General features: G+C 57.4%; 13 protein-coding genes and 3 pseudogenes. 8 read left to right on the top strand and 8 right to left on the bottom strand.

The annotated features are described in order from the left end of the window. Window positions 1–69 precede the first annotated feature (69 nt). From CFR76_RS10910 to CFR76_RS10895, 4 genes and pseudogenes are all read right to left on the bottom strand, one after another. Complete coding sequence (locus CFR76_RS10910) at window positions 70–369, bottom strand: transposase (RefSeq protein ID WP_025440191.1); 300 nt, start codon at window positions 367–369, stop codon at window positions 70–72. A 65-nt stretch (window positions 370–434) separates the two neighbouring features. Then, window positions 435–770: pseudogene (locus CFR76_RS10905) on the bottom strand (helix-turn-helix domain-containing protein); the annotation flags it as partial. A 105-nt stretch (window positions 771–875) separates the two neighbouring features. Beyond that, window positions 876–2,114, bottom strand: coding sequence for a type II toxin-antitoxin system HipA family toxin (locus tag CFR76_RS10900; RefSeq protein ID WP_025440189.1), 1,239 nt, complete (start codon window positions 2,112–2,114; stop codon window positions 876–878). Beyond that, complete coding sequence (locus CFR76_RS10895) at window positions 2,111–2,413, bottom strand: helix-turn-helix domain-containing protein (protein ID WP_025440188.1); 303 nt, start codon at window positions 2,411–2,413, stop codon at window positions 2,111–2,113. The genes CFR76_RS10900 and CFR76_RS10895 overlap by 4 nt, the downstream gene beginning before the upstream one ends. Before the next feature lie 289 nt (window positions 2,414–2,702). Between CFR76_RS10895 and CFR76_RS10890 the strand changes: the two are divergent. The 5 genes and pseudogenes from CFR76_RS10890 to CFR76_RS10865 form a co-directional block, all read left to right on the top strand. Continuing rightward, window positions 2,703–3,125 (top strand): annotated as a pseudogene (locus tag CFR76_RS10890) (IS110 family transposase); the annotation flags it as partial. 280 nt (window positions 3,126–3,405) lie between these two features. Then, window positions 3,406–3,669, top strand: coding sequence for a type II toxin-antitoxin system RelB/DinJ family antitoxin (locus tag CFR76_RS10880; protein WP_010511780.1), 264 nt, complete (start codon window positions 3,406–3,408; stop codon window positions 3,667–3,669). Further along, window positions 3,662–3,991 carry a type II toxin-antitoxin system RelE family toxin gene (locus CFR76_RS10875; RefSeq protein WP_025440186.1) on the top strand — a complete coding sequence of 110 codons (330 nt, stop codon included), beginning with the start codon at window positions 3,662–3,664 and terminating at the stop codon, window positions 3,989–3,991. The genes CFR76_RS10880 and CFR76_RS10875 overlap by 8 nt, the downstream gene beginning before the upstream one ends. Window positions 3,992–4,760: 769 nt before the next feature. Beyond that, window positions 4,761–5,087, top strand: a complete 327-nt coding sequence (locus CFR76_RS10870; protein WP_231289964.1) for an XRE family transcriptional regulator — start codon at window positions 4,761–4,763, stop codon at window positions 5,085–5,087. Beyond that, on the top strand, window positions 5,071–5,508 hold the full coding sequence (locus CFR76_RS10865) for an RES family NAD+ phosphorylase (RefSeq protein WP_231289966.1): 438 nt from the start codon (window positions 5,071–5,073) through the stop codon (window positions 5,506–5,508). Before CFR76_RS10870 ends, CFR76_RS10865 begins: the two co-directional genes overlap by 17 nt. A 197-nt stretch (window positions 5,509–5,705) precedes the next feature. On the opposite strand, the gene CFR76_RS10860 is transcribed toward CFR76_RS10865, so the two are convergent. Then, window positions 5,706–7,124, bottom strand: coding sequence for an alkaline phosphatase family protein (locus CFR76_RS10860; RefSeq protein ID WP_010509887.1), 1,419 nt, complete (start codon window positions 7,122–7,124; stop codon window positions 5,706–5,708). Between the two features lie 884 nt (window positions 7,125–8,008). Between CFR76_RS10860 and CFR76_RS18760 the strand changes: the two genes are divergently transcribed. Further along, complete coding sequence (locus CFR76_RS18760) at window positions 8,009–8,254, top strand: heavy metal-binding domain-containing protein (protein ID WP_007396760.1); 246 nt, start codon at window positions 8,009–8,011, stop codon at window positions 8,252–8,254. Window positions 8,255–8,651: 397 nt separating this feature from the next. Here the strand turns inward: CFR76_RS18760 and CFR76_RS10850 are convergent. After that, window positions 8,652–9,408 (bottom strand): annotated as a pseudogene (locus tag CFR76_RS10850) (IS5 family transposase). Between the two features lie 339 nt (window positions 9,409–9,747). Here CFR76_RS10850 and CFR76_RS10845 point away from each other — a divergent pair. Next, a protein-coding gene (locus CFR76_RS10845) for an IS3 family transposase (RefSeq protein WP_095666531.1) occupies window positions 9,748–10,858 on the top strand; the annotation gives its coding sequence in 2 pieces (ribosomal slippage) (window positions 9,748–9,995 and window positions 9,994–10,858; 1,113 coding nt in all). A 25-nt stretch (window positions 10,859–10,883) separates the two neighbouring features. On the opposite strand, the gene CFR76_RS10840 is transcribed toward CFR76_RS10845, so the two are convergent. Continuing rightward, window positions 10,884–11,768 (bottom strand): iron-containing redox enzyme family protein, encoded by an 885-nt coding sequence (locus CFR76_RS10840; protein ID WP_010509894.1) that lies wholly within the window; start codon window positions 11,766–11,768, stop codon window positions 10,884–10,886. Between the two features lie 19 nt (window positions 11,769–11,787). Beyond that, a complete protein-coding gene (locus tag CFR76_RS10835; protein WP_010509896.1) occupies window positions 11,788–12,696 on the bottom strand; it encodes a methyltransferase in 909 nt (302 codons plus the stop codon). 40 nt (window positions 12,697–12,736) lie between these two features. On the opposite strand from CFR76_RS10835, the gene CFR76_RS10830 reads away from it, so the two are divergent. Then, window positions 12,737–13,822: an ATP-grasp domain-containing protein gene (locus CFR76_RS10830; protein WP_010509898.1), complete on the top strand. Its 1,086-nt coding sequence runs from the start codon at window positions 12,737–12,739 to the stop codon at window positions 13,820–13,822. The last annotated feature ends 21 nt before the right edge of the window (window positions 13,823–13,843 follow it).

The raw sequence follows: 13,843 nt of genomic DNA, 5'->3' as shown, positions 1-13,843 counted from the left end.
AGAAACCAGACTGCTTCATATCGCCATTCCCTCAATCAACGCAGAAGAAATAGAATCATACAGAAGACCTCAAAACCAGGGGGTTTTTAGAACCCTCCAGCTGCTGTCGCGGTCGCGCGGCACCGTCACTGGAAAGACGCCGTCCTGGCCCTTCAGCACCTTGGTCGTGGAGCCATTCCGCCGGTTCAACTGGCCCGGCGGGGCAGCCTTGCCCTCCTCATAGCCCAGATGCGCGGTCAACTCCCCACCCAGCATGCGCTCCATGAGCCGAATTTTCAGCTCCTTCAGCAGCCCGGCGTCACCAGGCAGGTCTTCAGGACGCTCTACGCCCGTCAGCAATTCGTCGAGGATTTCCATCGAGATGGTCATTCATACTTCCTTTCGGTGAAGTATGGACCAGATCAGTTATACACAGAAGATCGGACACTCTCGATCTCGGCGGCCATGGAACGGATCGACCAGTGGGTCGCGTCTTTGGACGTTGTGTTCGGCGTGCGCTCGATGACCTGCGTAACCTGCGCATCCGACACCGTGCGGGGCCGGCCGGCACGGTATTCGTCGGTCAGGCCTTCGATGCCATCTTCGACAAACCGCCGCCGCCATTTGCCGACGGTGTGCTCATGCACCCCCAGGCGTGCAGAAACTTCCTTGCTTTGCAAGCCTTCAGCGCAGAGCAGAACCATCCGGCAGCGATCCGACAACGACCGCGGCGCCTTGTGACGCCGGACCTGCCCTTCAGGAAACGTCCGCGCCTGCGGACTCAGCACCACCTGACCTGCCTATCGTCCCGCCATCGTTCTGCTCCCGTCATTGTGACAGGAATATCATATAATGATGCTTATTTCAGTTCCAGATGACTAGCCTCCTACGATATTTCATTTCCATCCGCGGGTAATGGCCATTTCACTGCCAATTTCTTTGATCAGAAAATCAGGCGCTCCACAATTTGCGGCGACCTCTTCCCACAAGCAAAGCGCACTGTCGACCGCATCAATAATCTTGTCCCTTCGAACAGGCTTAATCCCCGCGATCCGCGCTACTTTATTGATGGCAACCTTGCCCGGGTGGCGCCCATCACCAGCGATCGAAATAGAATGCTCGCCACCGGGGCCCGCAGAAAACGACACATCATAGGCGGGAGCCAGCGACCATTCACCAGCCGCATTCATGAGAAACGCGTGATTTCGAACATGATCGTCCCGGTTTAATGCCCGCACGTTAAATACCATACGTCTAAAAATTTCCTCGACTACATCAATCCGACGACACATAAGTTTGGCAAGCTTGATGAGATCAACGTAATCAACCACACCGTGCTGCATACCGGTATCAAGCAACCCCGCTACCGTGGACATATGCAAGCGGCCACGACCCGGACGATCAAACCGATCAGTGCCAAAAAATCGCTCTTTATTACCTTCTAGCGGAAACATTCGACAGACGTTGATGCCAGCTTCTTTCATGAGAATGCCGTAAGCGATCTCGGCTTCCACCGTCCCGATCGGATCAGATGATGCACGCCCTTTGATCAATACCTGAGTCCAGCCGGAAGCGAGCGGCAGACGGTGATCGCGCAAGGAATGCATATCATCATTGATCTGCGCGACAAACTTGGGCCGCGCGCCCTGACTGCCACCGGACATGACACGGAGCCGCGAAAGATCCGCTGCGGACGCACCATTCACCACTTGTGGTATGATCTCTTCGAACCAGCCCAGATCAATGCTCTCATTCGGAAGGCTGTCTGTTTCAGGGGCGTATGTCAGGGCCCCGCTACCATAGCGCCCGACATAAGCGAGGCGCTCGATATCTCCGATTGTGGTTCGGCTGATACCTCTCGCCGCAATTTCCCGATCAAGCAGGAGACGTCCCCAACCATCTGGGAGACTATCTTCAAACAGGGAAGGAAGACTTGCACCCCGACCGCTGTTTGGCCTCAACAACTGATCATATGACCGACAAAGCACCGGAGAGAGAGGAAGAGGACTTGCCGCAAATCCGGCATCCCACTCGAAAGCTATGCTTCTTCGCTCAGGATCCCGGCCAAGCTGTCCCACCTGTAGAGGCTTTTCTCCATCACCGAAGTCAAGCGCAACAGAAAGTCTTTCAATCATCGCGTCCTCTGCTTCGCTGCGCGTCGACGGAGTTGACTAAACTCATCCAGTTCATCCAGGGAAGAAGCCTCTGGCATGGGAAAAAGATCAGAAAAAGCGTCAAGTGTCCCGAGCGCCTCAGCTATTGCTAGCAGCGTTGCCAAACTCACAGCACCCCCGTTTTCAAATCTTCGAAGCGTCGCTATGGCTACTCCCGATTGCTCAGCTAGATCTTCCTGCGTGATGTTCTTTGCCAACCGGCGCGTACGAGCCGATATCGCTATCTCATCATGCACCTCAGCCGCTGTTTTCGGTAACATGTAATGTATCACGTTTGATCTCTTATGCCATGTTTTCCGGTACAAAATATCATATCTGATATCTAATTGCCACGGCGTTTCGCGCCTCCAGAACTGCCAAACCATCTCCTACAAGGCGAGCTCGATAGAATATGGCGCCCAGATTTTCATACCGGGGACGGAGAAACCTGAGAAGGTCGAGCGACCATTCTCGCCTTCTGTGTCTTACTCGGAGGTGATGTTGTGGACGGCCCCCGCACGAAATGTGCGAGGATGAAATCGTCACCGTCTGCAACGCATGGAGCCACCTATGGGAACGATTTCGACGATTGGCCTTGACCTGGCGAGGAATATTTTTCAGGTGCATGGGATCGATAGTCTTGGGAACATTCTCGTACGCCGTCGCTTACGGCGCGGTGAAGTTCTCCGGTTTTTTGAAACACTCCCGCCATGCCTGGCCGGTATGGAAGCGTGTGGCACGTCGCATTACTGGGCGCGCTCGATTGCGGCTTTCAGACATACGGTCAGGATGATGCCGCTGGTCTATGTGAAGCCATACGTCAAGCGGGGTAAAACTGATGCCGCTGACGCCGAGGCGATCTGCGAGGCGGTGACCCGGCCGACGATGCGCTTCGTGCCAGTCAGGTCACCGGCTCAGCAGGCAGCGTTGCTTCAGCACAAGACGAGGGATTTGCTGCTGCGTCAAAGAACCATGCAGGTCAATGCGCCACGACGCCCTTAACGCATTGATAGACTGACCGCTTGCCTTTACCGAATTCAGAACCGGGACTTGTCATTTCCTATGCCTATCTGTGGCGACATGAACACAACCGAGGACTAGAGGAAGGCCGCAAGCATCTGCCCTGCGTCATCGTTCTGACGATAGAGAAAGCAGGCGGTAGGGCAACCCGCGTGACAGTTGCCGCCATCCCCCACCAGCCCCACACTGACTTTCCGCTTCCCTTTTTCGTACAAATGTAATACGTTTGTACTGAAATCAGGGAGGTAGTTATATGTCCGCCGTGACATTCCGCGTCGATGACGCCCTCAAATCAGCTGCCGTTGCAAAACTCTCCGCGCACGGCCTTTCTCTCTCCGATGTCCTGCGCGATACGTTGGCCTATATCGCCGAGACCGGCCAGCCGCCGGTAAAGCGGCGGCTTGTGACCGACGAAGATGCTAGGCTGATCGAAATCGTCCGCGAACGCCTCGCCGATCCCGCCCCCCGCCACCGCATGACGCTGGCGGAGCTCAAGGCCCGCCATCCCGATGACTGAATACGCGATCGAGTTCGATGATCGTGCACTTCGGGAATGGGACGGGCTGGACGGAAGCATTCGCAGGAAATTCGAGAAGAAGCTCGAAAAACTGGTTCTGACCCCGCATTCTCCCGGCAATGAACTGCACGGCGATCTCGCCGGATTCTACAAAATCAAGCTTCGCCAGGACGGCTATCAGGTCGTTGAACAGAGGATCGTTATTTTTGTCATCGCGATGGGGCGCCGCGAGGATGATGAAATCTACACGGCGGCAACAGGGCGCGTTCCGGAAACGCCAGTCACTGCTGCAAACCCTGGTAGACTTGGAACTGACCGATGACTGGCAGCATATGGTCGACAGCACCGTGATCCATGCTCATTCACAGGCAACAGGCGCAAAAGAGGGGGCATTTGGAGGCTTTTGGTCGATCACGCGGCGGCTTTACGAGCACACTCAATGCCCGATGTGACAATCAGGGACGTCTTCTTGGCTTTGTTCTCACCCGCGGGACAGGTTTCGGACTACAAGACCATAGGTGCCCTGATGGAACTGCCTATCACGAACCACAACTGCATGCTGACAGATCGGGGGGCATGACAGCGACATTTTCCACCGGGATCCGCATGATCCATGTGCTCCTGCTGTCATTCCATCATGTAAAGGCCGCAGCGCCCCACAAAAAACAGAGCGGCGGCGTTATAGGAACTGCACCCGCATTGAATGGATGTTCAACAGGAATTTATGATTGCAGTCGTGAGATAGGTTATGGCTCCGAAGATCCATCTGTCTGTCACGAAAGCTACAGATGTACCTAGCCACTTGTTGGCATAACAAATATTATGGGATTTACAAGTTTGATTGTTCGGGAAGGCAACCAATGATACTTGCGATTAGCGGACAGCAAGATACCCCGTCTCGCCGCGTGACAAGGTAATCATGCCAAAACGCATGGGCATATCCAATTGGAATCCTTGTCATGGACAGACCGCCTCATATATAATCCCATTCTATGGTCAATATATGAGGCAACCTGTCATGTCCGAGACCACGTTTCTCTACTGACGCCTACGATCCGTCCGGACTGATCGCGGCCGAACGGCTGAGTAGCATGCTGCATATCACTCGTGGCGAACTGGCTGCCACCCTGGGCCTGTCCCGCGACGCCGTCTCCAAAAGTGCCCGCCTCGGCCGCCCCACCACCCAGGCGAGGCTGCGCGACATGGTCGAGATCCTCAATCGTGTCCGGCCATGGGCGGGCTCAGCCCAACAGGCTTTCGCATGGTATCGGTCACAGCCCCTGCCCTCCTTCGGTGATCAGACTGTCGAGGCGCTCGTTCGGGAAAGATACGCCGACGCCGTCCGGCGCGCTATCTCGATCGGATTGCAACCGGCGGTTACGCGCGAGGTTTACCGGACGGGTGTTCCGGGCTCATAATCCCCGCTGGTCTTTCACCCCACTGTCAGGCGACGGTGCGGCGCTTCATGGAGGCCGGTTCAACCTGGACGGCACACCTGCCCTTTACACATCTCTGCGGATGGAGACTGCCTGGCTCGAGGCCCAGCAAGGCTTCCCGTTCAAGCCTCAGCCCTTGACCATCTGTGGCTATGACGTCGATAGCGAACCCGTCCTCGATCTGACCGACCCGTCCAATCTTGATAATCGCGGTTTCTCCTCCCCTGCCCCTGGGAAGATCTTGCCGATCAGGGCAAGATGCCGCCCTCGTGGGAACTCGCAAAAATGCTCACAGCCAATGGTGTGGCTGGCATCATCGTCCCGAGTTTTGCCCCCGGAGCAATGGAAAATGACAGGAAGCTGGTCTTCTGGCAGTGGTCAGACAGTCTACCCTCCCGCGTAACCGTCATCGACGATGAAAAGCGTTTGCCAGCAACCGCAACGTCATGGTCGTAAACCGAGAATAAATGAAGGACTTGCGACGATATTAGTCGGTTAAAAGTCCCAACGGAAGCCATTGGGACCATTACGTCACGTCGATCACCAACCATAACAACGGGCGCCCCTCTTTTTGAAGAGCGACAAACAACCAAGCGGCAATTATGCATTCCGTCCTGTAAATGCGTTCATATGAGCCTGAATTTCGAGAGATGCCTCTCCAACGGTCGACGGGTACGTTTGAGCAGTCGTCATCGCCGCGACGCGCTTGTTGTGAAGCGCGAGATCAGCGCCAGCGGTTGGCAATTGTCTAGCTGCCTGCGCCAGACTGATCTGAAGGCTGTTTAAAGGCTCTTTGACGGCATCAATCGAATCACGCATCGAATAAGACGTTGAAGCCTGAACGCTGCTTGGACCTTGATTGTCAGGTGTTTTAAGAAGCTCATCAAGAAAGTCCGGCGCTGCCTGGTCACGTTTGGTTAGAGAACGAATACCAAATAGTTTTCTAAGTGTCGCTATTATTGTCGTATGATCGTAAGGGGTATTGCCTTGTGGCCTGAATACGTGACCCGGCTTTACATATGGTGAGATGATTATTGCAGGGACACGGACACCGAAGTAATCAAAATTAAAACCATCTTGATGTTTATCGTCGGGTGATACTGCTGCTGGTGGAGTCACATGATCATAACATCCTCCGTGTTCATCGTAGGTAATGATTAAAAGTGTCTTATCCCATAAGGGACCATTGCGAACCGCATTATAGACCGATGCAATGAGTTCCTCCCCGTATACGACATCGTGCGCCGGATGCTGGTCATTGGGCATCTTTCTCAAAATGGGGTGAGCAAAATATCGCGGCTCGATGAAACTATACGCGGGTAAAGTCCCTTTTCTCGCATCATTCTCAAACTCCTCAAAATATTTGAAATTCGAGAGCGAGAATTCCCAAAGAGAGGACAAAGTCGTCGATTGCGCAAAGTCATGAAAATATATTTTCCAATCCTTATGAACCTCCCTTAATCTGTTGAATACGGTGGGCATTTCAAACGGGAGCTTGTCCGGATAGTTATTGACCCATCCACCAGACGTGCCCGTATGCGCAAAGATACGGTTTGGCCATGTCTGACATGGCGCAGATGCATGCCAACGGTCTGAAATGCCGAATTCCCGACCCAGCGTCGTCAATACAGGTAGCTGATCGGGGGTGAAGAAATGCATGACTGACTCAGGACTATGCGAACCCGGGCGATCAGGCTGGGCCATATAATTATCTACGAATCCTGACATGTCTGGTAATTTCGAAGCCAAGCTGCCCTTTTCCTGGCGTCCATGAATCTGTTCGTAAATGTCTTTAAATGATTCACCGGGATCAGGATCTGGAATGCGCACCACCTGACGGTCGGTTCCGTCCGTAGTCCACACGGCTATCGATTCGACGGAGCCGTCCGGATGATGCCAGGGATTAGTCTCCGTTCCCGTTAGTCGGTCGATCGGATCGGTGGACGATGGCGACTGTCCAAACATACTATCGAATGACCGATTTTCTAGCATTAATACAACTACGTGCTCAATACCCATTGATTTCCACTCCTTTTATTTTTTACACCATTTAATAAGTCATATATCAGAAAGTTATTTTCTTTTATCTTGTAAATCATACAAATCTCCCGGACCTGAAACCCACGTCTCAGTCATTGATCAAGTCCCAGTTCCCAATGATCACGGGCTGACTGCCCCGCCCAACAGAATGCCAAAAGCCCCCGAATATTGTTACAGTACCAGCTATACTCATACACTAGTTTGTGGGAACTCCGCTAATCCCCTTTTTTTAAACGGGTGACACAAGAGAATGTAGAGAACAAGCCTGCAGTTTCTGTACAGACACTAGCTCGGCATATCCGCGTTGCCCTTCTCCCAACAGTATATCCCGCGTGGCGACGCCACGTAACCCCTGATGGTTAGAGACAGAGATCCAGTCGCAGAAACTGGCCATGACCAAATCGGGTCCCACACCGATGACGCCTCCTTGAGGCACGTTTTCATATCCAATCAATAGGGTAACGGCTTCAGACCCTTTACTCTTCCTTCGGCTCGACTGCGGATGTACCATGACATTCTAAATGTCTGACCGAGACGCCTCTTCTTCCTCGTCTTCACCCGTTGCGTCCATCGGGAGAGACCGCATGTCAGGAAAACAGCAGATGGACGGTCAGCATACGTCCACATCTGGTGCCGTTTAGAGCTGTCCGATGCATCCGGACATCAGGGAAGCGCATCCTGGCAAATGCCCGATATGCGGTATGACACTTCAGCCGATGAGCAGCCCCGATACTATGGAACCAAAGAAGGGAATGGGCCACGACCAGGCGATTCATGATATGGCCTGCCATGATCAGAACCGCCATGCGCCCCAGACCGCTGCCTGGCCGCCTACTGGTGGCCACACGATCTGGACATGCCCCATGCGTCCGCAGATCCGGCAGGACCATCCTGGAAACTGCGCGCTTTGCGGCATTGCGCTGGAGGCGGAGGAACCGACCGAACAGCCTGACGACAATTCGGAGCTGAAGGACTTCACGCACCGCCTGATCGTGGCCCCCGCTCTTGCCATCCCACTCACGGTCGTCACCAATGCGCTTAGGCTCGGCGCCCTACGGACCCGCACCATGCTGGTTCCATATAGTTGGTCCGCTATCTCCCTCATCTAAGACGCGCCGCCGCCCGTCTAACCTGCTCGGGAGCGGACGTTCGTGGTCTTAGTCCATCGCATCTCTTCCGACGAAACCTTCGATCCAGCGTCTCGTCAGGTAGACCATGAAGCTTTGCACGAGTTCCGCACGCGTGGGCGCGTGGCATATGTCAGGCGCACGACGTGGAGCGACATCTCCTCGGTACGCCAGTCGCGCACGGTCTCAACGACACGGCCGTCCGCCCATCTCTCGTGTCCCATGAAGCCGTGATCGCCGTGCCCCGCGCTGTAGGATGTCAGCCACGGTGCTCGGGCAAGCCATACACGCGGCTACTCGATGTCTTCCGACCTCGTCCATACAGTCGGCAAGCGCTTCGCCAAGGCGCACCTTAAAAGTGCCCAGCTACGGTGTGTCGTCAGTTAAGCAGGATCATGATTGAGGCGAACTGCACGGCTGCAAGGAATGTTGACTTCAGTTTATCGTAGCGGGTTGCGATAGCGCGAAACTGCTTGAGTTTATTGAAAATAACCTCTCAACAAGGTTTCGTTCGCTGTAAAGGGAAAAATCGGTTTTCCGTCGTGTTGTTCTGTTGCGTTTTGGCGGGATGACCAGGGTAATCCCGCGCTGTATCAGCCGATCGATCAACCTGTCCGCGTCATACGCCTTGTCAGCAAGGAAAGCATCCGGGTCGATGTTTTCCAGAAGCGGTTCCGCCTGGGTGATATCTGCGTCCTGTCCCGGTGTGATGCCGAGTTCCACCGGATTGCCCAGAGCGTCGCAGATGGCATGGATCTTTGTAGTCAACCCGCCTCGTGATCGTCCGATGGCCTGATCCGTGCCCCTTTTTTGAGAGCTCCGGCACTATGCTGATGCGCCCGGACAATTGTGCTGTCGATCATCATGTATTCGTTGTCGTGATCAGCGGCCAGATAACGAAATATCCGTTCGATGACACCGCTTTCACACCAGCGGCGCAGACGCCGGTGCACGTTTTTCCAGTCCCCGAAACGGGCAGGAAGGTCGCGCCATGGAATGCCCGCGCGATAGCGATACAGTACCGCCTCCACGAACAGACGGTTGTTCGCCGCAGTGCCGCCGACATAACCCTCACGACCGGGGAGAAGATCCTTTATCCGCTCCCACTGGTCATCGCGTAAACCATAGCGCCGCATCCCTCTGTCTCCCCCAAAACTGGGAAAACAGTCAGCACACGCAGCCATAAAGTACAACCCACACGTGCCACATTCAGGGCTTAACTGACGACACGCCGTAAAATAGATGCTTCGAAGGTCAGGGTTATGCCGCATGGCAACCAGAGTAGGCATGTACAGAGCGTTTCTGACATGAATCCGACCAACCCGAATAAAGCTTTTACCCTGCCACTTTCCTCACTGCCTGGTCTGCGAGCCCAACAACCTGTCCATTTCCCAGTGTTCCCAGTTCGGGAATATCGACCCTGCCCCCTGAAATGCCCTCGATTTGAAGTAAGGTCTGTCCATAAGAGACAGACGATGAAGAAAGCACGTTTCACACAGGAGCGGATCATCGGGATCCTGAAGGAGCATCAGGTGGGCGCGACGGCTGCGGATCTGTGCCGCAGGCACGGGATCAGCGACGCGACCTTCTACACCTGGCGGTCGAAATACGGCGGCATGGAAGTGTCGGAAGCGCGTCGGCTGACGGCTCTTGAAGAAGAGAACGCGAAGCTGAAGCGGCTCCTGGCGGAGAGCGTAATGGACGTCTCGACGCTGAAGGCCTGCTGGCAAAAAACTCGTGACGCCCGGTTTGCGGCGGGACGCCGTGGCCTGCGCGATCCGGGAGAAAGACTATTCGCAGCGACGGGCCTGCCGGCTTATTGGTATGGATCCGAAGACCTGGCGCTATGCGTCACGCCGCTCGGATGATGCCACAGTGCGGGGGCGGCTGCGTGAACAGGCTGCAGAGCGACGACGATTTGGCTATCGGCGCCTGCAGATCCTGCTCGACAGGGAGGGGCTGGTGATGAACCACAAGAAGCTGTTCCGGCTGTATCGCGAGGAAGGGCTGTCAGTCCGTAAGCATGGCGGCCGTAAACGGGCGATGGGCACGCGCTCGCCGATGATGCTGCCCGACGGGCCAAACCAGCGATGGAGCCTGGACTTCGTCTCGGACGCGCTGAACAACGGACGACGCTTCCGTGTGCTGACAGTGGTGGACGACTACACGCGAGAGTGCCTGGCGCTGGTAGCGGATACGTCGCTGTCAGGCGAACGGCTCGGCCGCGAACTCGACCGGATCGGGGAACAGCGCGGCTTTCCCATGATGATCGTCCGTGACAACCGCACCGAGATGACCTCGAACGCGATCGAGGCCTGGCAGGAAAAACGGTCGGTGCTGTGGCACTACATCGCACCAGGCAATCCGCAGCAGAACGGGTTCATCGAGAGCTTCAACCGCCGGTTCCGTGACGAATGCCTCAACGAGCACCTGTTCCGCAACCTCGCCCACGCCCGTTCGGTCATCAAGGGCTTGCGGCCTGACCACAATGCCGTCAGGCCCCACACCAGCCTCGGGGGCATGACCCCAGAGGCTTTCGCTCAACACACCGACAAGGCATACAGCAACCCACAGACCCTAACTTAAAACTGAGGGCACGCTCGGGGTAGGGTCACTTCAGGCCCAGATGATCCCGATAGCGGCGAAAGCAGGCCGCGCCACATTCCAGCCGCATCAGGGCGCCTTCGGCGATGGCCGGGGCACGACGCGAATCTTCCGCGATGAGCGGGCTGATAACCTCTGCATTCCATGTTGCGGAATGGCGCACATCCAGCACGGCATGCAGGTCGAAATAATGCCGGTCATCGGGCTGCACGCCCAATCGTTTCAGCCCTGCCGCGACCATGGCCGCCCTACCCGGCGCGGTCAGTTCGATCACGCCCAACGCGCCGACCGCGTGAAACGCCAGATGCCGGCGGCAGGCCAGACCGGACATGGTGTTGGCTAGGGCCAGCGACTGCCACACCGTCGTCTCCGATTGGGACCGCAGCCCGAGGGCATGGACCAAATGCGCCAGCATCGGACCGTGCATGCCGGCTTCCCGGCCATGACCCATTTCGTCCCAGTAATTGCGCGCCAATTCCAACTTGGGGCGCGTTGGCATACGGACCTGGACCAGTGCCGTCAGGTCCTCGAAACCCGCTTCCCCTGCGGCTTCCTGTTCAAGGAACCAGCACATGGCCTCACGGGATGCATCATGCGCCAGCCAGGGGAAAAGGCTGTCGTGCTGGCCGGGACCGGTCTGTTCCAGTTCCTCGAACCATGCGAGGAAAGCCGCGGGCTCCCGGGGAGCCTGGGCGGCGATCGGTGCGACCTGTTCGCGCAGGGAGCGCAGAAAACCCGCTTCCTCCGCCAGCAGACGGGGCAGATCCAGTCCCGCCGCACCGTCCTCCTCGGGCAGGCACGGCGTCAGCCTTAGACGATTGAGCCCGGCCAGTGCCAGATGGAGTTCCCGCTGCGCCCGGTCGCTACTCTTGCCCGTCAGGATATTGTTCATTGACACCATTCCTCTCCTGCTATCGCCGTGTCACGGTCAGGCAGATCACCGCGATCCGCTCCGCCGTGGATAGCGGACCATTCTCCAGCTCCTCACCAAAGACATCCGGATCGAGCTCAGTGGCCGCCCACGTAAACTCCCGGCCATCCAGCAGGGCCACCACATCGCGCAGGAAGGGATTGTCCCCATTGATGATTGCGGTCCCGGTATAGAGCAGCAACGTCCCGCCGGGCGTCAGCCGCTCCATGGCCGTTCTGACAATCGCCAGTGACAGGCCCGCCCCCAGCCTGCCGCCGCCATCTCGGTACAGTCTGCAACCGGGATCGGGCAGATAGGGTGGGTTGGAGATGATCAGGTCGAATGCACCCGAAAGCCCCGACAGGAGATCGCCCTGCCACGCCATGATGCCGCCGACGCCGGCAAGACCAACGTTGATCCGCGCCAGCCGCAATGCGTCGGGGTTGATATCGACCATCACCACTTCGGTTGACGGGCAGACCTGTGCAATCATGATCGCGCCAAGTCCCGTGCCGCAGCCAATGTCCACTGCCCGCACGGGCGGCGGGGCGGAGCGCAGGTGGGCCGCCAGCACCGCGCCGAACCGGTAGCTGTCGGGGCCGAAGAACACCGCATCCGCCGCCACGGTGGGAAAGGCGGAATGGAAGAACCCGTTGCCCCCCAGCGTGGAGAACCGGAACCGGCTGCGCCAGGCCCCGTTATCAGCGACAAGCATCCCTGCTTCCGTCGCCTGCGCAAAGAGGGACACGGGCAGCGCATCACGCCGGAAGGGCCGGCTCCAGCCAAAGATATCGACGGGGTTCGCCGCCCACCCATTACCCGGTCGCGCGTTGACGCGGCGCTGGGTCTCTGGCGTGGGGCAGACAAACCTGTAGCCTGATCGCAACAGCGTGATCCCCACCTGTTGCATTGCGTGATCCCGAACTGCCGCGGGGAAGATAGGATTGTCCATGATGAAGCCCCAACGCAGCACGAATTACGCCTGTTCCCACCATGCTGGCAACGCCTGCAGCTTTGGTGCGATGGAACGGCTTCCGAAGCCGGTATTGTGTATACCCCTTGTCCTGCAGTGGCTATGGCTGGGGCTACGCTATCGCAGCCTGACGCTGCCATCGGTGGTCAATCCGGCGATCGAGACCGGGGGACTGGCAGGCGAATCAAAAGCAGCCTGCCTGGCCCGGATCGGTCAGGCGCATGCGCCATGGGTCGCCCGTACCGTCCTCGTCTCCCCCGCTGACATCCCGGCGGCAGCGTCCATGGCGCGGACACTGGGCTACCCGCTGGTTGCCAAGCCCGATATCGGCTGGTGCGGCCATGGCGTGCGACGGATCGATGTCGTAGATGGGCTGACGGCCTACATCGCGGCCTTCCCCCCCGACGCCAGCTTCCTCTTGCAGGAATTCGTGCCCGGCCCCTTTGAGGCCGGACTGTTCTACAGCCGTGGCCCGACCGAAGCCCATGGCCGCCTTATCGGTCTCGCCATCCGGCATTCCCCACAGGTCACGGGCGACGGCGTGCGTTCCATCGCGGCCCTGATGGCCGCCGACCCACGGCTGTGCTCGCGGATCGGGCATTACCGGCGCGCCCTTTCCACCAGAGGGATTGACCATGTTCCGATGCGTGGCGAATGCGTCATCCTTGGCACGGTCGCGTCCCTGCGGGTGGGCGGCCGCTATGAGGATGCCATGCGGCTCAATACCCCTGCCCTTGAAGACCGTGTCGATGCCATAGCCCGCTCCATGCACGGCTTCCATTTCGGTCGCCTGGACGTACGTTTTGGCAGCGAGGCGGCCCTGCAACGCGGAGAGTTCCGGATTATCGAAATCAACGGCGCCGGATCCGAAGCCATCCAGTTCTGGGACCCGACGATGCGCCTGCGGGATGCCTATCGTGGCGTGTTCGCCAAGCAGGCGGCCCTGTTCGCGCTGGCGGCCCGGATGCGGGCCGATGGCGCGGTCCCGATCAGCGCAATGGCGCTGGCCACGGCATGGTGGCGGCAACTCAGGCTGATGCGGCGCTATCCTTCGTCCAATTAGTTCATATGTGCAGCCCGGATC

The sequence above is a fragment of the Komagataeibacter swingsii genome, from assembly GCF_003207895.1.
GTDB classification, from domain to species: Bacteria; Pseudomonadota; Alphaproteobacteria; order Acetobacterales; family Acetobacteraceae; genus Komagataeibacter; species Komagataeibacter swingsii.
Note: the sequence above shows the minus strand (reverse complement) of the source record. Positions and strands in the feature narration are given on the sequence as shown.